The sequence below is a fragment of the Segatella sp. genome, from assembly GCF_977051555.1.
The window spans coordinates 26,214-48,693 of record NZ_CDRSSE010000001.1 but is presented as its reverse complement, the minus strand read 5'-3'; the positions used below and the strand labels follow the sequence as shown (position 1 = coordinate 48,693).

Annotated in this window: 16 protein-coding genes; 11 read left to right on the top strand and 5 right to left on the bottom strand. The window is 47.3% G+C overall.

Annotated elements, in window-relative coordinates; genetic code table 11:
• Window positions 1–274 precede the first annotated feature (274 nt).
• The 3 genes from ACWJAO_RS00195 to udk all read left to right on the top strand — a co-directional run bounded on the left by ACWJAO_RS00195 (window position 275) and on the right by udk (window position 2,637).
• Window positions 275–1,345: an endonuclease/exonuclease/phosphatase family protein gene (locus ACWJAO_RS00195; RefSeq protein ID WP_317573548.1), complete on the top strand. Its 1,071-nt coding sequence runs from the start codon at window positions 275–277 to the stop codon at window positions 1,343–1,345.
• 84 nt (window positions 1,346–1,429) lie between these two features.
• On the top strand, window positions 1,430–1,999 hold the full coding sequence (locus ACWJAO_RS00190; protein ID WP_449138838.1) for a uracil-DNA glycosylase family protein: 570 nt from the start codon (window positions 1,430–1,432) through the stop codon (window positions 1,997–1,999).
• 14 nt (window positions 2,000–2,013) lie between these two features.
• Window positions 2,014–2,637, top strand: coding sequence for a uridine kinase (gene udk / locus ACWJAO_RS00185; protein WP_144152106.1), 624 nt, complete (start codon window positions 2,014–2,016; stop codon window positions 2,635–2,637).
• Between the two features lie 678 nt (window positions 2,638–3,315).
• Here the strand turns inward: udk and ACWJAO_RS00180 are convergent.
• Window positions 3,316–4,590 (bottom strand): hypothetical protein, encoded by a 1,275-nt coding sequence (locus tag ACWJAO_RS00180; protein ID WP_264910222.1) that lies wholly within the window; start codon window positions 4,588–4,590, stop codon window positions 3,316–3,318.
• Between the two features lie 224 nt (window positions 4,591–4,814).
• On the opposite strand from ACWJAO_RS00180, the gene ACWJAO_RS00175 reads away from it, so the two are divergent.
• From ACWJAO_RS00175 to ACWJAO_RS00160, 4 genes are all read left to right on the top strand, one after another.
• Window positions 4,815–5,663 (top strand): hypothetical protein, encoded by an 849-nt coding sequence (locus tag ACWJAO_RS00175; RefSeq protein ID WP_287797339.1) that lies wholly within the window; start codon window positions 4,815–4,817, stop codon window positions 5,661–5,663.
• 116 nt (window positions 5,664–5,779) lie between these two features.
• The gene (locus tag ACWJAO_RS00170) at window positions 5,780–7,555 is read left to right on the top strand and encodes a biotin/lipoyl-binding protein (RefSeq protein WP_287797337.1); all 1,776 of its coding nucleotides are present in this window, start codon (window positions 5,780–5,782) and stop codon (window positions 7,553–7,555) included.
• Between the two features lie 121 nt (window positions 7,556–7,676).
• A complete protein-coding gene (locus ACWJAO_RS00165; RefSeq protein WP_118080925.1) occupies window positions 7,677–8,213 on the top strand; it encodes an HDIG domain-containing metalloprotein in 537 nt (178 codons plus the stop codon).
• A gap of 16 nt (window positions 8,214–8,229) precedes the next feature.
• Window positions 8,230–11,091: a putative LPS assembly protein LptD gene (locus ACWJAO_RS00160; RefSeq protein WP_449138837.1), complete on the top strand. Its 2,862-nt coding sequence runs from the start codon at window positions 8,230–8,232 to the stop codon at window positions 11,089–11,091.
• A 116-nt stretch (window positions 11,092–11,207) separates the two neighbouring features.
• Here the strand turns inward: ACWJAO_RS00160 and ACWJAO_RS00155 are convergent, their stop codons facing one another.
• The 3 genes from ACWJAO_RS00155 to ACWJAO_RS00145 form a co-directional block, all read right to left on the bottom strand.
• Window positions 11,208–12,944: an AAA family ATPase gene (locus ACWJAO_RS00155; RefSeq protein WP_449138836.1), complete on the bottom strand. Its 1,737-nt coding sequence runs from the start codon at window positions 12,942–12,944 to the stop codon at window positions 11,208–11,210.
• Window positions 12,945–13,051: 107 nt separating this feature from the next.
• Window positions 13,052–15,601 (bottom strand): transglycosylase domain-containing protein, encoded by a 2,550-nt coding sequence (locus ACWJAO_RS00150; protein WP_449138835.1) that lies wholly within the window; start codon window positions 15,599–15,601, stop codon window positions 13,052–13,054.
• Between the two features lie 27 nt (window positions 15,602–15,628).
• Complete coding sequence (locus tag ACWJAO_RS00145; RefSeq protein ID WP_287828374.1) at window positions 15,629–16,279, bottom strand: DUF308 domain-containing protein; 651 nt, start codon at window positions 16,277–16,279, stop codon at window positions 15,629–15,631.
• Between the two features lie 282 nt (window positions 16,280–16,561).
• Between ACWJAO_RS00145 and ACWJAO_RS00140 the strand changes: the two genes are divergently transcribed.
• Together ACWJAO_RS00140 and ACWJAO_RS00135 are read left to right on the top strand one after the other, a co-directional pair.
• Window positions 16,562–17,068, top strand: coding sequence for a histidine phosphatase family protein (locus tag ACWJAO_RS00140; protein ID WP_144152133.1), 507 nt, complete (start codon window positions 16,562–16,564; stop codon window positions 17,066–17,068).
• A 58-nt stretch (window positions 17,069–17,126) separates the two neighbouring features.
• Window positions 17,127–17,882, top strand: a complete 756-nt coding sequence (locus ACWJAO_RS00135; RefSeq protein ID WP_153104129.1) for an SDR family NAD(P)-dependent oxidoreductase — start codon at window positions 17,127–17,129, stop codon at window positions 17,880–17,882.
• Between the two features lie 78 nt (window positions 17,883–17,960).
• Here the strand turns inward: ACWJAO_RS00135 and ACWJAO_RS00130 are convergent, their stop codons facing one another.
• The gene (locus tag ACWJAO_RS00130; protein ID WP_449138834.1) at window positions 17,961–19,604 is read right to left on the bottom strand and encodes a DUF6377 domain-containing protein; all 1,644 of its coding nucleotides are present in this window, start codon (window positions 19,602–19,604) and stop codon (window positions 17,961–17,963) included.
• Window positions 19,605–20,209: 605 nt separating this feature from the next.
• Here ACWJAO_RS00130 and rfbD point away from each other — a divergent pair.
• Together rfbD and ACWJAO_RS00120 are read left to right on the top strand one after the other, a co-directional pair.
• Complete coding sequence (gene rfbD / locus ACWJAO_RS00125; RefSeq protein ID WP_449138833.1) at window positions 20,210–21,082, top strand: dTDP-4-dehydrorhamnose reductase; 873 nt, start codon at window positions 20,210–20,212, stop codon at window positions 21,080–21,082.
• An 82-nt stretch (window positions 21,083–21,164) separates the two neighbouring features.
• Window positions 21,165–22,298, top strand: a complete 1,134-nt coding sequence (locus tag ACWJAO_RS00120; RefSeq protein ID WP_153119344.1) for a dTDP-glucose 4,6-dehydratase — start codon at window positions 21,165–21,167, stop codon at window positions 22,296–22,298.
• The last annotated feature ends 182 nt before the right edge of the window (window positions 22,299–22,480 follow it).

The window sequence follows — 22,480 nt, the reverse complement described above, 5'->3', positions numbered from 1 at the left end:
TATGTCCCGTTAGGTCTTGTTTAGGCGATAAGGGGACTTACCATGGTCCCTGGTCTTGTGTCTTCTGTTCCGATTCAATGTGTTTAATGCTGCAAAGTAACAAAAAGTTTTTTGAAAAATGAATTTATTTATGTTAAAAATGTATGAAATCTGAAAATATATTCGTTTTTATGGAGATATTTCCGGTTTTTTAGGTATCTTTGCTGCCTGTTACCTCACCGCGTTAAGGTGAACATATATAATATATAGGTATACTTGAATAATTAATATTAGTATGAGAAAACATTTACTCTTGCTGGCTGCCCTCCTCATGATTGGACTGGGCGCTACGGCACAGAAAAAGAAGTCGCAGACTTCCGGTAACAAGCAGTATCAGGTGTATGCTGTGGGTTTCTATAATCAGGAGAACCTCTTTGATACCTGCCATGATGCCGGTAAGAATGATTACGAGTATCTCCCAGCTAAGGGATGGAATGGTATGAAATATACCAATAAGCTCAAGAATATGTCGCGTGCACTTGCCGACATGGGTACCGATGTGTTGCCTAACGTGGGCTGTGCCTTCATCGGTATGGCTGAGGTTGAGAATGCCAACGTGCTGAAAGATCTCACCGCGCAGCCGCCTCTCAAGGCACGTAACATGCAGTTCTGCCATATCGAGGGTCCCGATAAGCGAGGCATCGATTGTGCGCTGCTTTATAATCCGGCACTCTTCACGGTGAAGAACACCCGATTGGTGCCTTACGTACAGGAACTCGCCAAGGATTCTGCCTACAAGACCCGTGGTTTCCTCACCGTACGTGGTGAGTTGGCGGGCGAGGATGTGGCGGTTATCGTATGCCACTGGCCAAGCCGTTTCTCCGGTTCGTTCTATCGCGAGAGCGGAGCGCGCCAGACTAAGGTGGTAAAAGACAGTCTGCTCCGTCTAAACCCGGCGATGAAAGTGTTCGTGATGGGTGATATGAACGATGATCCTACCAACGCCAGCATGCACAAGGTGCTGAAGGCGAAGGCTGAAATCAGCGAGGTGGGTGCCGATGATATGTACAATCCATGGTACAACATTCTGGCTAAGGAGGGCAAGGGAACCCTGTTCTACAGCGGTTCATGGAATCTCTTCGACCAGATAGTCATCACGCCTAATCTCCTGAACAAGGATAGTAAGCACAAGGACTACAGCTCTTTGAAATTCTGGAAGAACCATATCTTCCGCCGCGATTACCTCATCCAGCAGGAGGGTCAGTACAAGGGTGCTCCTTTGCGTACCAAGGCGGGTGGCAGATGGCTCAATGGCTATAGCGATCACCTGCCGGTAGTGATGTACCTGGTGAAGGAAAAAAAGTAAAGTAAGTGAAGAACGAAGAGTGAAGAGTGAAGAATTCAACAGCTTTGCTAATCATAAAGTTCAAAGCTCAAAGTTCAAAGTTCAATGTTAGAGAATCATCCTTTTGAGCCGTGGCTGCCCGAGAATGCGCGGCTGCTGATGCTCGGCACGTTTCCGCCTGCGGAGAAGCGGTGGTGCATGCCCTGGTATTATCCCAACTTCCAGAATGATATGTGGAGGATATTCGGGATTATCTACTTTCAGGATAAGTTCCATTTCGTGGATGTAGAGAAGAAGACCTACCGCCTCGATGCTATTAAGGAATTTCTCAGGGAGAAGGGCGTCGCCATCTATGATACCGCACAGCAGGTGATACGCACCAGGAATACGGCATCCGACAAGGACCTGCAGATCGTGCAGCCCGCTGATCTCGACGGCATGCTCCGCCAGCTGCCCCATTGCAGGGCGGTGCTCACAGCCGGCCAGCTTGCCACGAAGGTATTTTCAGAACACTTCGGCATCAGGGAAAAGCCTGAGATGGGAGGCTATGCAGAATTCCAGTTCGAGGGTCGCAGACTCCGTCTGTACCGCATGCCCTCCAGTTCCCGTGCCTATCCTATGGCAGTGGAGAAGAAGGCTGAATTCTACCGCAAGATGTTTGATGAAATCTTATAGAAAGAAGAAAGAATATGAAAGATAAAGTGACCGTTATTGGCATTGCGGGAGGTACAGGCTCCGGCAAGACCACTGTGGTGAAGAAACTCGTAGAAGTGCTGCCGCCTCATTATGTGGCTGTGGTGCCCCTCGATTCATATTATAATGATACCTCGCAGATGACCGAGGAAGAACGTCATCAGATCAACTTCGACCACCCGTCGGCATTCGATTGGAAGCTTTTGCACCAGCAGCTCGCTGATCTGCGTGCTGGCAAGGCGATAGAGCAACCCACCTATAGTTATATCAAATGCAACCGTGAACCGGAAACGATTCACGTTGACCCCAAGCCGGTTGTGATCATCGAAGGCATCATGACGCTGGTGGACAAGAAGTTGAGAGACCTGATGGACCTGAAGGTGTTCGTGGATACCGATGCTGATGAGCGCCTGATACGCAACATTCAGCGTGATACCATCGACAGGGGTCGCACCGTATCGATGGTGGTAGACCGATACCTCAAGGTCCTGAAGCCGATGCACGAGCAGTTTATCGAACCCACCAAGCGCTATGCTGACATCATCATTCCGCAAGGTGGCGAAAACCTCAAGGGCATCGGTATCCTCTGCAAGTATGTAGAGGGACTGATAGAGAAATAAAAATATTTTTGCTCAAGCATTGCATTTCTATTGCAAAATAAAGATTTTTAGGAATAGAATAGGGCGGGCTTCTTCGCAAGAAGAGGTCCGCCCGCTTTGTTTTTATCCCAGTCTGGCTTTCTAAGTAGTTCTGTCAGGCTATTCAAGTAGTTCAGTTTACTAACTCAAGTAGTTCGGTTTGCTAACTCAAGTAGTTCTGTCAGCGAATTCAGCCGTCTCAGTTAGCTGATTCAGACGTCTCAATAAGCCTACGGATACGTCTGCGCTAGCCGACGCAGTAATATCCGTATCCCGACGCAGTAATATCTGTAACCCGACGCAGTAATATCCGTACCCCGACACAGTAATATCTGTACCCCGACGCAGTAATATCTGTATCCCGACGCAGTAATATCCGTACCCCGACGCAGTAATATCCGTGAGCCAGCGCAGCACAACGTGTGGTCCGTTTTCGCCAGGTCCCATAACCATATTCTGCAAAGATCTTCTTGCTTTTTGCAAGAAGATAAGCTGAAAAACGTGATAGATGAAGACTATTAGTGATGGATAGCGTGATGGATATTGTAAACATTTTATCCATCCATCACGCTTTCCTAAATAGATAATTCTCTTATTATCAGGTGATTAATATTTTGAGAAGAGAAAAAGTGAGGGATGTGAGGGATAAAACTTAAAAGATTATTCCTCTTCCTCCTTCTCAAAAGCCTCTACGAAAGGCTGGTGGAAACCCTGGAAGATGCGGAGATACTCGGCTCGCACCTCATCACTCTCCTCAAAAAGATTCAACTCGCCACGCTTGTGAGCCTTCAGCATACTGCTGTAACGGCGAATCTTACGCTTGTAGTTCCTTGCCATCAACGCATCTGCCTGAACAGGATTCTGACTGATATACGAAAAGGCACAAAGCTGCTTCATGAACATGTCGAACATCGGATTGTCATGACTCCAGTCGTCCTCACTCAGCCAGAACCACTGGAAATGATACTTCTGCTCCAGTGCCATCAGATGCTGCCCCAGCTCGTCAATCTCCATGCCCTTCTGCATCTGCTCCTCAGCAAAAGCTACCAGAGATGCCGCATCTACATTCAACTCAACCTCGTGAGACAGCGTGGTGCCTTCAATCTGAATGCGCCAACGGTGATTCCTGTTCTTGATGAACGCAGAATTCGTGTTCATCAGCAACTCAGAAAGTTTGCCCTCGGTAGGAATCTGATCTACTACCGAAAGACGGTCGCGCTGGTTGCGAACCACCAGCTGATGGTCCTCATGGCGCAATACACACATGTAAACCAGCCTGTTGCTGTCGAGCTGAAGGGTGAAACGGTCGTTGCTGTCATCGCCCACAAATTCGTAGGTGTAGTCATCTACCTTATCCTGCGGAATGCTCAGTTCGCCATGCACCTTGTTGCCCTCGGCATCGTAGAGCGAGAAACCGATGTACGGAATCTGAAGACGGAGGACCACCGGATTGCCCCCATCCTCTGGAATCAGGGTAACAGCCAGTCCGTCATCACCGAAATCATCCTTGCGGCATACGAATCCGTCATCCGTCTTCTCAGCCTTCTCCACCTTCACCTCGCCGTGGTGCCACCAGAAATCGAAGGTGATGGTCTGGTCGTCCTCAGCGGCTACACGGATGAAATCCTCGATGTCCTGACCCAGGTAAATCACCTTGGCAGGCTCAATCTCCTCATCGTCATCGCCCAGCGCTCGCACCCACATCTCGCCCGGAACAGGATCATCTTCCCATTCGGCATCAGCAGGGGCTGCAGTAGATTTGAAAACGAGGAAAACCATTCTTTCTTCTTCCCTCGTGCCATCTTCGCGGCACGTGAAGCACTTCGCTTCCTTAGGGATGAAGAATGGGGTTAACAGGTACGGGTTTTTGCATAATGCGGTATACTCAACCTCGGTCCAGGCCGGGAGAGCGTGTGTATTTGTCTTGTCTGTCATATTCTCTTGTTGCATATAATTCTTGAGTTGGTCCTATTTCTTTTCATCATCCGGCGTGTGTGGCAGGACGAGGGGGATGTTGATCCCAAAAAACGGTTGCAAAGGTAATGCAAAATCGAGACACTACAAAATATATCACCTATTTTTTTAATTATTTTACGATTCAATATTTGGTGCTTCCAAAAAATAGTTGTAGTTTTGCATCTGAAATAATGAATAGAAAGATGAAAGTCAAGACAATACTCATACTGGCGCTAGCCGCCACAACCCTCGCAGCATGTCACAGGGGAAAGAAACCACCACGTATGGACAATTCGAAACTCGCCATCAGCCTCTCGAAACCGGCTAAGGGCGACAGGGCTATCTACGGACTTGCCTGCCTGGGCTGCTCGGATACCGCGCTGGTGCTGCTGCCCAACGGAGGTGGCGACCCCGTAAGATACAACATTCTGGAGGCCACACGCAACCATCAGGTGTTCGGAGATATAGAGGTGGGCGACTGGGTTTGCGTGATGCCATGCGAGGAGAAGGATGAGAAGAACCGCGCCGACATGGTGATAGATCTGGACCAGCTGAAGGCCACCTGGACCTATCCGGTGATGCCGAAGCTGCGCGATGTATCGCATCTGAGCAAGCACCAGCAGGCGAGAATCCTTGCCAATATGCCCGACAGCATCGTAGAAACCTATATGGTGCCGCGCCAGTATGGCTTCACCCTGAAGCGCATGAGCGAGGCGATGGCCGTGGGCAGGGTGATGATAAACAAAGATGTGGACGACGACAGCCCCGTAGAATATCCTGATGTGCCTCATTATACGGAATGGCATGCCTATAACGGCAAGCTGATTCTGGTGCAGGGCCACCGCGAGCTGGATGGCGTGGTAATCAATGAGAAAACGAAGCGCGATACCTTCACCTTTGTATATATGAAGGGCGACAGTCTGGCTCTCTCTGATCGTGAGGGCCGCATCCAGGGCTTCCACCGCTCGCTCGATGCGATGAAAGCCAACGCCAAGGCCCATGCTGCAGCCGAGAAGCTGAACAGCAAGATGAAGAAGGAAATATTGAAGTAAATTACATAATAAATATAAAAAAAGAGGCGAATAGGACGATTTCTCGATTTTTTTGTCTAATTTTGCACCTTGGAATTTAATTCATACATCGAATATAAAGAAAAAGAACAAGAATAATGAAGAAGAAAATTCAGTTCAGTCTCGTTTATCGAGACATGTGGCAGAGCTCTGGTAAGTTCCAGCCACGCAAGGATCAGTTGGCTAAAATTGCCCCAGTTATCATTGAAATGGGATGCTTTAGCCGTGTAGAGACTAACGGCGGTGCCTTCGAACAGGTTAACCTCCTGGCAGGTGAAAACCCTAACGATGCCGTACGCGCATTCTGCAAACCTTTCAACGAGGTGGGTATCAAGACTCACATGCTCGACCGCGGATTGAACGCTCTTCGTATGTATCCGGTGCCTGACGACGTGCGCGCCCTTATGTATAAGGTAAAGGCTAAGCAGGGTACCAACATCACACGTATCTTCGACGGACTGAACGATGTGCGCAACATCATTCCTTCTATCAAGTGGGCCAAGGAGGGCGGTATGACTCCACAGTGTGCACTCTGTATCACCAACTCTCCTGTTCATACCCTGGAATATTACATGAACATTGCCGACCAGCTCATCGCTGCCGGTGCAGAGGAAATCTGCTTGAAGGATATGGCAGGTATCGGCCAGCCAGCATTCCTCGGCAAGCTCACCAAGATGATCAAGGACAAGTATCCACAGATCATCATCCAGTATCATGGCCATTCTGGTCCTGGTCTCTCTATGGCTTCTATCCTCGAGGTATGCAACAATGGTGCCGACATCATCGATACAGCCATCGAGCCACTGGCATGGGGTAAGGTTCACCCAGACGTAATCTCAGTTATCAGCATGCTGAAGAACGAGGGCTTCGAGGTGCCTGAAATCAACATGAGCGCTTATATGAAGGCTCGTGCCATGACTCAGGAGTTCATCGACGAGTGGCTCGGCTACTTCATCAACCCAGGTAACAAGATCATGTCTTCACTCCTGCTCGGCTGCGGTCTCCCAGGCGGTATGATGGGTAGTATGATGGCAGATCTCGGCGGTATGCGTCAGACCATCAACAACATCCGCAAGAAGAAGGGTGAGGAAGAGTTGTCTATGGACGACCTGCTCATCAAGCTCTTCGACGAGGTAGAGTATGTATGGCCACGCGTAGGTTATCCTCCATTGGTAACCCCATTCAGCCAGTATGTAAAGAACATCTCACTGATGAACCTCCTCACCATGGAGCAGGGCAAGGGCCGCTTCGTCATGATGGACGATTCTATGTGGGGTATGATTCTCGGCAAGAGCGGTAAGATTCCTGGAACTATTGACCCAGAACTCGTAGAGCTCGCCAAGAAGCAGGGCCGCGAGTTTACCGACGTAGATGCACACACATTGCTCACCAACGCCCTCGACGACTTCAAGAAGGAAATGGACGAGAACGGCTGGGATTACGGTCAGGACGACGAGGAACTCTTCGAGCTCGCCATGCACCCAGAGCAGTATCGCAACTACAAGAGCGGACAGGCAAAGAAGAACTTCCTGGCCGACCTTCAGAAGGCAAAGGATGCCAAGCTCGGTACAACCCTTACACCTGCACAGCTTGCAGAGTTCAAGCATGCCAAGGCAGATGCCATCGTGGCACCAGTAGCCGGTCAGATCTTCTGGGAATTCCAGGGCGAAGGCGAGTGCCAGCCAGCTGTAGAGCCATACATCGGCAAGGAATATAATGAAGGTGATGCCTTCTGCTATATCCAGGCTCCTTGGGGCGAGTTTGAAACTATCCCGGCAGCATTGGGCGGCAAGCTCGTAGAAATCAATGCCAAGCAGGGCAGCAAGGTGCGCAAGGGCGATGTTATTGCTTACATCGAGCGAGAGGCTGAATAATGTTAAATGTTGAATGTTGAATGTTGAGTTGTCCCTTTCTGCAAAACAGCAAGGACACTTACGGCGCAAGCCCCATAATTCAACATTCAACATTCAACATTCAACATTTAATATAAAAACGATGAATTATCAAGCAATTATTGATAAGTATTATCCTGAGGATAATGAGCTTCGGCATATCCTCATTACACATAGCCAATCTGTAGCGCGAAAAGCGCTACAGATTGTTTCGTATCATCCCGAATTGCAACTCGATGCCCAGTTTATCGAAGAAGCAGCTATGCTCCACGACCTCGGCATCTTCATGACCGATGCCCCAGGCATACAGTGTTTCGGCTCGCAGCCCTACATCTGCCATGGACGACTGGGAGCAGAAATCCTGCGCAAGGAAGGATATGAGCGACATGCCCGCGTATGTGAGCGCCATACCGGTGCAGGCATCACAGAGGCACAGATCATAGCACAGAACCTGCCCCTGCCACATCAGGATTTCCTGCCGGAAACCATGGAGGAGAAGGTGATTTGCTACGCTGATAAATTCTTCAGCAAAACTCACCTCGACCAGGAAAAAACGATTGAGAAAGCAGAAAAAAGTCTCATGAAGTTCGGCGAGGAAGGAGTAAAACGCTTCCAGCAATGGGAACGCATGTTTGAATAGAATTCTAATTTATTGAATGAGAAAACAATCGACGATAGCTATGCTGCTGCTCGCTACCATCTCCTGTATGATGGTGGCTAATCCGGGTATGCCCGATTCGAAAAAGAAAAAGAAGAAGGAGAAGACGGAAACCGTGGACAGCGTGGGAGACAGTGTGTTCGTAGACTCGCTGGGCAACGAAATAAAGCCCAAATTGAAACAGGCTGACGACACCATGCAGATGGATTCGCTGCAGAAAGCTATATGGAAACATAATAAAGTGGTGGATGACAGTATTCGCCTCGACAGTATCGCCAGAAAGAAACAGGGTGGAGTAGACGCACCGGTTAACTATCAGGCGGACGACTCTCTCGTATACGATGCCAAGAACAAGGTGGCATATCTCTACGGAAACTCCAATGTGAAGTATACCAACATGGACCTCAGTTCCGACCGCATCTCCATGGATATGGACAAGAGCAACGTGAAGGCGATGGGTACACCCGACAGTACGGCGGAGGGAGGCATCAAGGGCAAACCTGTCTTCAAGATGGGTAGCGATACCTATGATACCGACACCATCAAATTCAACTTCAAGAGCAAGAAGGCCCTTATTAATAATGTATATACAGAACAGCAAGACGGATTCCTGACCGGTATGAAGTCGAAACGCGACTCATCGGGAGTCATCTATCTGCAGCACGGAAGGTATACCACCTGCGATGATCCGCATCCCGACTTCTACATTTCGCTCTCCCGAGCCAAGGTAAGGCCGGGCAAGGATGTGGTATTCGGACCAGCCTATCTCGTGGTGTGCGATGTGCCTATGCCGCTTGCCATCCCTTACGGCTTCTTCCCGTTCACCAAGAGCTACAGCAGCGGTTTCATCATGCCAACCTACGGCGATGAAACGGCACGAGGATTCTATCTCAGAGATGGCGGATATTATTTCGCCATGAGTGATAAATGGGACCTGAAGCTGCTGGGCGAGATTTATACCAAGGGATCGTGGGGACTCTCGGCAGCCAGCAACTACCGAAAGAGATACAAATACTCGGGTTCCTTCTTCTTCAGTTACCAGGATACGAAGAACGGCGACAAGGGAATGCCAGACTTTACCGAGCAGGAGAGCTTCAAACTGCAATGGAGCCACCGCCAGGATAGCAAGGCAAACCCGTACAGTTCGCTTTCGGCAAGTGTGAACTTCGCCACATCGAGCTACGAACGCAACAACCTCAATTCGCTCTACAATCCGCAGACGATGACGCAGAGTACGCGAACCTCATCTGTCAACTGGAGCACCTCGTTCTCACGCATCGGTATGACGCTCAGTTCCACCGCCAACCTCTCGCAGAACATGCGCGATTCATCCATCGCCATGACGCTGCCCGACCTCAACATCAGCATCTCCCGCTTCTATCCGTTCAGAAGAAAAAAGATGGTGGGCGATGAGAAATGGTACGAGAAGATAGCCATGAGCTATACGGGACACATCTCTAACAGCATCAATACCAAAGAGGATAAGCTGATGCACAGTTCGCTCATCAAGGACTGGAGAAACGGATGGCAGCACCAGATACCGGTGAGCGCTACATTCACGCTCTTCAAATATCTCAACGTGAACCCATCGTTCAATTTCACCGACCGTATGTATACCAACAAGGTGGAGAGATCATGGGATGAAGCCAGCCAAACGGAGAAATGTGATACCATCTACGGTTTCAACAACGTGTATAACTGGAACATGAGCGTAGGTCTCTCTACCAAACTCTATGGTTTCTACATACCAAGCCGCAAGCTCTTCGGAGATAAGATACAGGCTGTGCGCCACGTGTTTACGCCTACGGTGAGCTTCAGCTATGCCCCAGACTTCGGAGCTTCACGCTACGGCTACTGGGACACCTACCAGAAGACCGATGCCGACGGAAACGTATCGCTGGTGAGCTACTCGAAGTATGCCAATGCCCTCTATGGTGCACCGGGAAAGGGTAAGAGTGGTAATATCTCGTTTACCCTGGGCAACAACATCGAGATGAAGGTGAAGAGCGATAAGGACTCTACCGGATACAAGAAAATCAGTATCATCGATGCGTTCGACATCAACATGAGTTACAATACTGCAGCCAAGGTTCGCCCTTGGAGCGATATGAACATCAACCTCAGACTGAAGTGGTGGAAGAACTATACCTTCAACATGAACGCTGTGTTTGCCACCTATGCCTACGAGCTGGATGACCAGAACAATGTTTATGTAGGCACCCATACGGAGTGGGGCAAGGGCAGGTTCGGCCGATTCCAGGGTATGTCGCAGAACTTCTCGTTCACACTGAACCCGGAGAAGCTGAAGAAACTCTTTGGCGGGGGCGATGATGAGGACGACAAGAACAGCAAGCGCAATGATGACGACGATGATGAAGGTATGGATACCGACATCGAGAGCAACGTAGACGACAGCATAGAGAAGGGTAAGACGGCTGCCAAGAAGGGCGGCAAGGCTGAAACGGATTCAGATGGTTATATGGCGTTCAAGATGCCATGGTCGCTGACCTTCGGTTACGGTGTAACGATGCGCGAGGATACCCGAAGAGAGAAGTTCAATGAGAAGACGATGCGTTATGCATATAAGTTTACCCAGACTCTGAACATGAGTGGTAACGTAAGAATCAGTGATGGCTGGAACATCAGTTTCTCGTCCGGTTATGATTTTGACAACCACAAGATCAGTATGACCACTGCCAGTCTGGCTCGTGATCTTCACTGTTTCAACATGAGCTGTTCTGTGGTTCTCGCTCCGTATACGAGCTACAACTTCACCTTCCGTTGTAACGCAGCCACCCTGACAGATGCGCTGAAATACGACAAGAGAAGCGGTTATTCCAACGCTGTACAATGGTACTAGATGATAGTTTATAGTTGAAAGTTTATAGTTAATAGAGCTTTTCAGCTTATAGATAAAACAAAAAAAAACAGGCAAGTGATTTTGCCTGTTTTTTTTGTTTTTACCTTTTTACCCTTTTACTTTTTTACCTTTAAAAGCCTTTTCTTCGCCTCCGGGTGCTCTGGGTAAAGGGTGAGGGCCTTGCGGTAATTCATGATGGCAGCCTCTTTCATGCCTTCTTTTTCGCACTCCTTCCCCATAATCACATACTCCGTGGCAAGGCGCTTGAGGAACTTCTGCTGCTTCTCCTTCTCTTCATCCTTCTTTCTTATTTCTTCACGCAACCGCTCGTTCTCTGCCTGAAGCTCGTTCACCCTGTTCAGCTTTTTGCGGATGAAACGCTTGGCAAGTGGCTGCTCGATGTCATATCGGCTGTGGATGGCAAGGAAGAAGTTGTCGAGAGCCGATTGCATATCGCCCCTGTCGAACGCCTTCACGGCATCATGATACTGCTTGTCGGCCTTACTCTGGGTAAGCGCAGTGTTGATGGTGCTCTGGTCGTTGTAATGACGGGCAAACTGCTTGACATCATTGCGCACGAAAACATCACTCTGACGTAACGGCTCCTGAAGACTGATGCCCTCGAGACTGGTGCAGCGGGACAAGGCAACATACGTCTGTCCGCCCGCAAAGACACCACCCGTGAAATCAATCTTCACCTGGTTGAAGGTGAGGCCCTGGCTCTTATGAACCGTTATTGCCCAAGCCAGACGGATGGGGTACTGCTCATATCTGCCAATCTCTTCCTCCTCAATCTTCTTTTCAATCTCATTGAAATGGTATCTCATGTTGCTCCATGCCGCAGGCTCCACCATCACATCCTTGCCTTCCTCGGTGCGCACATAAATCTTGGCATCCTCATCCTCATCAAAACCGATGATGGTGCCCAGCGTACCATTCACCCACTGATGCTCGATATCATTCTTGATGAAGATAACCTGAGCCCCCGTCTTGAGGTAAAGCTCGATAGGGGTAGGGAGGCTGCTCTCCGGAAACTCGCCCTGTATGTGGCCACGGAAGAGGCAAGGCTCTCCCGGAAGACGCTGGAGCTGGCTGTCGTTGATGTAATCTACCGTATCGCGGCGTGTAGAGAGGGTGATGGCAAGTTTGGAATCACCTTCATCGAGCCTGGCTCCCACGCGCTGGTTGAGGCGCTGGAGATCCTGCATGGGCACCTGAGACGTGCGGATATGGTCGAGGATGCTGATGAAAACGGGATCGCTCTGACGGTATACCTTCTTGAGTTCGATGCTCACGAGCTTGAAGTATTCGAACACCTTGGCATCGAAGAAGAAACTGCTGCGGTAGAAGGGACTGAGCAGACGGCGGTCGTCCTCTCTTACCACAGGCTCCAACTGGAAGATATCGCCTACCAGAAGCAACTGCTTGCCCCCGAAAGGCTCTCGCATGTTGCGGCAATATACCCGCAATACCTTGTCCAGGAAATCGATGATGTCGGCACGAACCATACTGATCTCATCGATGATGATGAGCTCTACTTCGCGGATAATCTTTATCTTCTCTGAATTATACTTCAGGGTGTTGCGGATGTTGCGGACGGAATACATGCTGTCGTTGGGCAGCAGCGGGTGGAAAGGAAGCTTGAAAAAGCTGTGGAGCGTGCTCCCTCCGGCGTTGATGGCCGCAATGCCTGTTGGGGCAAGAATGATATGTTTCTTCTTGGTATTGGCAGCTATATAACGTAAAAAAGTAGATTTACCCGTCCCCGCCTTTCCGGTAAGGAAAAGCGAACGACGGGTAAACTGTATGATTTGGAGTGCATTCTGCAACTCCGGGTTGTCGAGATCAATCATTGTATTTAATTTATAGTTTATAATTTATAGTTTATAGCATGAACCGCTTTAAATCGCCTTCTTGCAAAACGGCGTAGCCGCTATAAACTATAAATTATTAACTAAATTTAAAGATCATCGAAGTTGATAGGCTGCTCGGTTGGCTTGGCCTTCTTCTTCTCTTTCTTTTCTTCTGTAGTGGCTGTACCGGTGGCAGATTCGCCTTCAGCCTTCTTGGCAGGAACCTCGCGGATAACAGGGTTGCCTTCGTCATCGAGGACTATCTCCTCCTGGAAGGCGGTACTGTCTACTTTGGTGGTATCTACCTTTGGCTTTGGTGCGTAGCTTGCACAGATGTACATATCACGGGTGATATCGCTGTCCTGTGGCTTATCGAACTTGCCGTGATACTGCTGGAAGGCTGGGTCGCCAAAGACACTCTGGAGGAAGTAACCGCACACAGGAAGAGCGGTTCTGGATCCCTGACCCAAGGCTCCGGTGCGGAAGTGGAGACAGCGGTATTCGCCTCCTACCCAGGCTCCAACTACGAGCTTAGGGCTCACACACATGAACCAGGCATCGGAGTGGTTGTTGGTGGTACCTGTCTTGCCACCGAACTCTGTATCACGGTAATTGCCTACATAGCCCCAGAGACTCTGGGATGTACCTCCCGGCTCCTTCATACCGCCCTGTAAGAGCTGCTGCATGAGGAAGGCACTCTTGTAAGGTATCACCTGCTCGGAATCGGTAGGACCCTCGTAAACCACCTTACCGTCGTGGTCTACAATCTTGGTAACCAATACCGGGTCGTGGTGCTTGCCATTGTTGGCAATGGTGCTGTAGGCGCATGCCATCTCGAGGAGGTTGACATCGCTGGAACCGAGGGCGAGAGAAGGGGTGTCATCCAGCGGACTGTTGATACCCATCTTCTTGGCAGTCTCGATGATGCGCTTGATGCCCATCTCCTGTCCTAATCTTACAGCCACAGAGTTGATACTCTTGGCAAAGGCACTCTTCAATGGGATGCTGTCGCCCGAGAACGAACCGTTGGCATTGGATGGACGCCAGATGGTCATTTCGTGCTTCTTCTTATCGTATACCTCCATAGAGATATATTCGTCGCGACGCTTGTCACAAGGGGTTAAACCCTGATTCATTGCCTCGGTATAAACAAAGAGCTTGAAGGTAGAACCAGGCTGGCGCTCGGCTGTTACCTTGTCATACTTCCAGTGGTCGAAGTCGATATCGCCCACCCATGCCTTTACTGCTCCGGTCTGTGGCTCCATGGCTACAAAGGCGCAGTGCATGAAGGTGGTCATATACTTGATGGAGTCTTCTGATGTCATGTTAATCGTGATGCTGCCCTTGTCATAATCGAATACCTTAACCGGGTGAACCCACTCCTTATAGTAATAGTTTACTGAGTCGGGATTGTTAGGGAAGCGGGCTATCAATGCCTTGTAGAATGGCTGGCGCTCGGCGATGCCCTGGATGAAGTTTGGTATCACGTTGTGGTTCTCATCCTGCCAAGGATCCTGACCCATCCAGTTGCCTTTGCCTACCTGGGTACGGCGGATGTTCCAGTGGTTGTTGAAGTTCTGCTGTACCTGTTTCATCTGCTTGCGGGCCGCATCTTCTGCATACTTCTGCATGCGGGTATCGATGGTGGTATAAATCTTCAAACCGCTGGTATAGAGGTCGTAACCTTCGTCTTTACACCAGTCTTTCAGGTAGTTAGCTACTGCCTCACGGAAGTATTTAGCCTGTCCGTCGTAGTTTTCTTCTACCTTGAAATCGAGCTTAATAGGCTCATCTTTCAGTTCATTGTATCTGTCTTTTGAAAGATCACCATGTGTCACCATATTATATAATACGGTGTTGCGGCGTGCAAGACTGTTCTCCGGGTTGGTGCGTGGGTTGTAGTAGGTGGTAGCCTTGAGCATGCCTACGAGCACAGCAGCCTGGTCGGTGGTCAACTCCTTAGGGGTGGTGTTGAAGTAGGTCTTCGCAGCGGTTTTGATACCATAGGAATTGCTACCGAAATCAACCGTGTTGGCATACATGGTGATGATTTCCTTCTTGCTGAACACCGTTTCGAGTTTTACTGCGATGATCCACTCCTTGCTCTTGATGATGAGCAGGCGGAGTACAGGAATCTTACCCAGCAAACCGGTAGAATATTGCGAACGTACACGGAACATGTTCTTCGCCAGCTGCTGTGTGATGGTAGAAGCACCGCGCCCGTTATGATGGAAGAGTGCATCCTTGGCAGCAGCAAACACACCGATAGGGTCGATACCGATATGCTTGTAGAATCGTTCATCCTCGGTATCTACCAGTGCCTTGAAGAAATCAGGTGTTACCTCATCATATTCTACTGGAGTACGATTTTCGTTGAAATACTTGCCGATGAGTTTTCCATCAGCCGAATAGATTTCAGAGGCCTCAGAGGTCTGGGGATCCAGAATGCCTGAGAAATAGCCAGGCGACTTGCCGAAGAGCCATAAGAAGTTGATATCTACTGCGCCCAGATACAAGATGAAGGCGACTATACAGCTAGCCAAGGCAACGAGGGTCTTGGTATACCACGCCTTGCCCTGATACAATCCCTTGTACCAAGGCCAGAATGTGCGAAATTTTTGCCATAACCAGGCAAAGAGAGACTTAATTTTATTCATATATGATGATATAATGATTTCGTTGTTTTATTCTTCGTTCTTCACTTCCTCTACATCCACATAAATCTCCTTTGAATCCTGTTTCTGTTGTTGGTTATTCAGCCAGATTCTCTTGTTGTTGGAGACTTTAAAGGCGTTGAGAAGCTCTACTACTCCATAGATGAGCATACCCCAACCGATGATGAAAAGAGGAGCAGAGGCGATGGCTGAAGGTTTGATGATGGCGAGTAGACCCAGCAGAAGAAGGGCTGAAGGGAAGAGCCAGAAGAGAATGCCTACGCGTCCCATCTTAGCTGCTGAAGCCAGGTTGACAAACTGGGTCAGAGCACCCAGAATCAGAATGAATGCCAGGATGAACATCAGCCAGGCGATAAACACCTGAGGCATCAGGGCAAGCAGCAATCCCAGGATAAGACTGCCTACGCTCACAAGCGGGAATCTAGGCATCATGCCCATGATAGGCTTACCATTGGAATCAGACAGAATCTGGCCCTGCATCTTCTCTGCATTGCGCTTGGCTGCCCAATAACTGGCAAGGGAGATGACACCTGAAAGGAAAAACAAAACACCGATGGCGATGGTTATCCAGGTGACAGTCTGCTCACGATATTGGATGAGCAGGACTCCTACGATGATGGCGCATACTGCGCGGAATATTGAACTGTGTATTACCTTCATACTAAAACTGATTTTGTTATTTCGGGGCAAAGTTACGAAAGAAATCCGAAACTAGCAAGAAGTTTTTTATATAAACTTAAATTATTGCTATATTTAACGCAAATTATTGCTATATTTAACGCAAATTATTTGTTGGTCTCGATAGAAAGCCGTAATTTTGTAAGCAAAATCAGAATCATGATGTCTTGGAAAGAGACTTAGTGAAAGTAAAAACTAGGTCTGGAGTATAGACTTAGGAAAAGTAAAAACTCATTTTTGATATAGACGGAAAAAGTAAAGACAATGACAAAATTATATTTGGTGCGCCATGGTGAAACGGTGGATAACAAGGCGCAAATTATGCAGGGACAAACACCGGGAAAACTCAATATGAAAGGTATTGAGCAGGCTGAGGAAGTGGCCAGGAAAATGGTCGGTACGCCTATCGATGTCTTCGTATCGAGCGATCTCTATCGCAGTATACAGACCTGTGAAATTATCGCCGGCTCGCATCCCGTTGTCACCACTCCCTTGCTCAGAGAGCGCGATTGGGGCGATTTTACGGGTAAATTCATCCCTGACCTGCCGAAGGACCCAAAGGATTGGCCGGACAACATAGAGACGCTCGAAAAGATGAAATCAAGAGCCCAGAATTTCCTTACCTGGCTCAAGGTTACTTATCCTGACCAGACCGTTCTTGCTGTTGGACATGGTATCATCAACAAAGCTATCCAGAGCGTTTATTATAAACGCCCGATGAACCAGATTGAGAAAATGGCGAATGCTGAGGTGAGAGTTCTGATACTTTAAGATAGAAGAACCCTCAAAAAAACAAAAACTAATCATAAAGTTCAAAGTATCAAAGAATATGAATAAAATTGCTCTTATTACAGGCGCAACAAGCGGTATAGGCGAAGGTTGTGCACGTCGTTTTGCCCGTGGCGGCTATAACCTGATTCTTACAGGTAGAAATACGGGAAAGTTGGAAATCCTGAAGAAAGAACTCGAGGCAGAGGGCGTTGAGGTGCTTGCCTTGGCTTTCGATGTGCGTAACCGTGAAGCTGCCAAGAAAGCGGTGGATTACATCCCTGAGGAGTGGCGCAATGTGGATGTGCTTATCAATAATGCAGGACTCGCACGTGGATTAGAACCTGAATATGAGGGCGATTTTGAGGATTGGGATCAGATGATTGATACCAATATCAAGGGACTCTTAACCATGACTCGCCTGATTGTACCTGGTATGGTGGAGCGTAATCATGGTCATGTAATCAATATAGGTAGTGTGGCGGGTGATGCTGCTTATGCGGGAGGTAATGTATATTGTGCTACCAAAGCGGCTGTAAAGGCTATTACAGACGGCTTGCGCATTGATGTGGCACATACGAAAGTGCGTGTTACTAATGTGAAACCGGGTTTGGTTGAAACAAACTTCTCTAACATCCGTTTTCATGGTGACCAGAACCGCGCAGACAACGTTTACCGCGGCATAGAGCCTCTGAACGGCGATGACGTGGCTGATGTAGCCTTCTATGCTGCAAGTGCTCCAGAACATGTGCAAATAGCAGAGGTGCTGGTGCTTGCTACACATCAGGCTAACGGAACCGTGATACACAGAAACTGATGTTAATGTATAATGTATAATGAATAATGTATAATTGATAGCAGGATTGCCTGTAAATTATACATTATACATTATTAATTATATTATGATGTGGCAAAGCTGATTGATATCAGATTCGAATGTATCGCGATTGATTGCTTTTGCCCGCATTCCAGACTTGTAGTTATAGATGGTCTGGGTGGAGTAATGCAGTAGGGTGGCAATCTCCTGGCTGTCGGTTACACCCAGTCGCATCAGGGCAAAAATGCGAATCTCCGTGGTCAGCTCGTGCGTAGTAGGAACCTCCAACTGGCATTCTGGCAGCAGGAGCTTGTTCAACTCAGTAACGAAACCCGGATACAATTCCATGAATGCCTTGTCGAACCGGTTGTAGAACATCTGCGATTCCTCTTCTTCCAATTTATAGGTGTTGAGACTCTTCAGCAAATCGGCAGTCTGGTTTGCCTTGATTTTTCGGCTTACCAGTTTGCGATAATCTGATAACTTGCTGATATAAGCCGCACTGATGTCCATAAAGAGGCGCATGTAGGTCTCTCGCTTGATATTGGTCTCAATCAGCTGCTGGTTCAGTTCGGTGAGCTGTGCATTCATCTCTTTCTGCTTCTCGTTCTGTTCTTCAATCTCAGCCTTGTTTTTCTTCAGCCTGTTCTTCTGTCGGTTATTGACGAATGAGAGGATGAGGATGATGACCAGTGCTATGCTTACACCAATGAACCCCCAAAGAAAGCGGGTACGAGAGCGCTCGGCAGCCTGCTGGTTAGCTGAAGCGATGACTGGAAGACTGTAGGAAATCTCCATCATGCGCAGTTGGTTGTTGAAGAACTGTGCATCTTCCATCGTGTGCTGGATATATTTGGCAGCTCTCTTACTGTTGCTCGCATCCTTTTTAAAGATGTAGTAGGCTAGCTTTTGAAGCGCAATAGTTTCTTTGAGCTGACACAATTCATCGCTCACGGATGCCTCTACAAGATATTCCTCGTAAAGGTCGAATTTGCCTATATGTTTGTAATATCTGGCTATGCCATAAGCCGACATGGCATGTATGCGGGATTTGGCTGGCGTCATCTTCAGTGCCTTCAGATAATAGTTGAGCGACTCCTTGCTGGTAGGGTTGTCGAGATAGGCGTATTCACCCATGAGATACTGATAGAAGACGTTATGCTTATTGTTTTCGTTGAAACTCTGTATCAGAAGGGTCATATAATGTTTCTTCTGGGCACGGAACTCTTCGGCGTAATCTGAGTTCTTGGCGTATGATTCCCAATAGTTGTAGAGCCAGGCGTATGTGAAATAATAGTATTGCTTCAGCTGGTATGGCATCTCATCAGGATTGAGCGATTGGAGTAAGCTTTCTGCTTTGCCATAAAATCCCCTTACCGAGAGTATGGACGCCCAGTTTATCTGGTTACGTAATATATAATAGGTGTTATGACATTTTTCTGCCAATTCAAGCCCCTGTTTCATATATGCGTATGCTGAGTCGTAGCGATAAGCACTATAAGCATGATATATGCTGTCCAGAAACTGTAGCCGGGTTTGGGCGTCTTCAGCTTCATAAGCTTGCTGCTTCAGATGTTTCAATTCCTTTTCCTTGATTCCCTGATAATATTGGTCGTTTTCAATCATCTTGTCAATACGATCCAATAAAGTCTTCTCGTCCGTTTTGCCTTGAGCAGCCAATGGCATAGTAAGCAAAAGAAGTAAATATATAAGTAGTTTCATCTTTAATGTTTCTTTATAATTATAACAAAATCGTCTTTTAAATGTTATTTTCGTCCTTTTGTCCGTTTTGTGGTGCAAAGATACAAATTTCCTTTCTTATAATACCATTTACTTTAGACAAAAATAGTTAATGTGTTAAAACGTCTGATTCTTAATGAGTTATCTATTTCTTTGGCAGACTGATTTTTTACTAAAATACTACTTAGGTATACAACTTTGAAAAAAATGATATAATTTTGCAACCGAAATCAGAAAACAGTAGTTTTTATGGTTTAATTACCACTTCAAGTCTTCTAAAAGTATTTAATGATAAAGAAAATTCCTTTTGTTGATTTAGTATGTTGATTTAAATAGGAAAACAGGTTTAGTTTATATTAGGGAAAAAGGATTGGTAATAGACTAGGCTACTTGATGATTCAAGTTTGCCCTTAAAGGCAAAGCTTATCTATTATGTTTTAGGGAAAACCGCCATGCTTTTGTGAAAAAGTGTGGCGGTCTTTGTTTAATATATGTTAGTTTCTTCTCTTTTTCTTTTCTTTTCTTTGGTCAACTCAAAATATTTTTTTACCTTTGCCACATATTATATTGAATAAAATATTAAAACAATGAATATATTAGTAACAGGCGCTAATGGTCAATTGGGACATGAAATGCAAAACTGTGCCCAAAAAAGCAATCACAAGTTTGTCTTCACCGATGTGGCTGAAGGCTATGAAAAACTGGATATCACCAATCTTGACGCTATCCGAGAAAAGGTGAGGGAGAATGATATTCGGGTAATTGTTAACTGCGCTGCTTATACCAATGTAGATAAGGCTGAAACAGATTACGATCTGGTTAATCTGCTCAACAATACTGCTGCGGGAAATTTGGCACAGGCTATGAAGGAGGTAGATGGTACTTTGATTCATGTATCTACCGACTATGTTTTTCAGGGCGATAAGAATATCCCTTGCCGTGAAGATTGGGAAACAAATCCATTGGGCGTTTATGGTAAAACGAAGCTTGCTGGTGAAAAGAGTATTGAAGCTACTGGCTGCAAGCATATCATCATCCGTACTGCGTGGCTTTACTCTCAGTGGGGGAAGAACTTTGTGAAGACCATGCAGAGCCTGACTGCTAGTCACGACACCTTGAAGGTGGTCTTCGATCAGGTGGGTACTCCTACTTACGCTGGCGACCTGGCTGCAGTCATCTCACATATCATCGAAACCAATCAGTTGGATAAGACGGGTATCTACCACTTCTCTAATGAGGGCGTCTGCTCTTGGTTTGATTTCGCTAAGATTATCTGTGAACTGAGCGGTAATACTTGCGATATACAGCCTTGCTACAGCGAGGAGTTCCCAAGCCCAGTGAAGCGTCCTCACTTCTCTGTACTTGATAAGAGTAAGCTGAAACAGACTTTCGGTTTCAAGGTTCCATACTGGACTGACAGTTTGAAGAAGTGCATCGCTGAATTGGCGGAAGCAAAATAATAAAGAGTTAGACTTTTTTGCAGCTTCTGCTCAAAAATACTAATCATAAAGTTTAAAGTTCAATTTTCAAAGTTCAAAGTAAATGAAGAATATCATTATCACGGGCGGTGCTGGTTTCATCGGCTCACACGTAGTAAGACTTTTCGTGAACAAATATCCTGAGTATCACATCATCAACCTCGACAAGTTGACATACGCAGGCAACCTGGCTAACCTCAAGGACATCGAGGACAAGCCTAACTATACTTTCGTAAAGGGTGATATCTGTGATTTCGACCTGATGTTGAAACTGATGCAGGACTACAAGGTGGATGGCATCATCCATCTCGCTGCCGAGAGCCATGTAGATAGAAGTATCAAGGATCCATTCACTTTCGCTCAGACCAACGTGATGGGAACCCTGTCTCTGCTCCAGGCGGCAAAGATTTACTGGGAGAGTCTTCCTGAAGGATACGAGGGTAAGCGCTTCTACCACATCTCTACTGATGAGGTTTACGGTGCCTTGCAGATGACTCATCCTGAGGGTATTCCTGCTCCTTTCACTACCAAGGCATCCAGCGATAAGAACCATGAGGCTTACGGCGAGGAGTTCTTCCTGGAGACAACCAAGTACAATCCTCACTCTCCATATTCTGCATCCAAGGCAAGCTCAGACCACTTCGTCCGTGCTTTCCACGATACATACGGTATGCCTACCATCGTGACCAACTGCTCTAACAACTACGGTCCATACCAGTTCCCTGAGAAGTTGATTCCGCTGTTTATCAACAATATCCGTCATCGCAAGCCATTGCCAGTATATGGTAAGGGTGAGAACGTGCGCGACTGGTTGTATGTAGTAGATCATGCCCGTGCCATCGATATGATTTTCCACAAGGGTAAGATTGCCGAGACCTATAACATCGGCGGTTTCAACGAGTGGAAGAATATCGATATCATCAAGGTGGTTATCAAGACCGTGGATAGATTGCTCGGCAGAAAGGAAGGCGAGGATATGGATCTCATCACCTACGTAACCGATAGAAAGGGTCACGATATGCGTTATGCCATCGACTCTCGCAAGCTTCAGAAGGAACTCGGTTGGGAGCCATCACTCCAGTTTGAGGAGGGAATCGAGGAGACCGTAAAATGGTATCTCGATAATCAGGAATGGATGGACAATGTAACCTCTGGCGATTACCAGAAGTACTACGACAACATGTATTCTAACCGTTAATAGACGTCCTGTAAGGGCAAAAGCTTTAACTATCCCAAGCTTTTGCTCTTGCAGGGCTTTTTTGTTTTTCTTCGATTAAAATCCCCTAAATATATTATTATTTCTTAATAATTCTCTCTTTAGTACCCTGAAAACCTGAAAGTACGAAAAATTTTTCTATCTTTGCAGTATCTAGAAATATT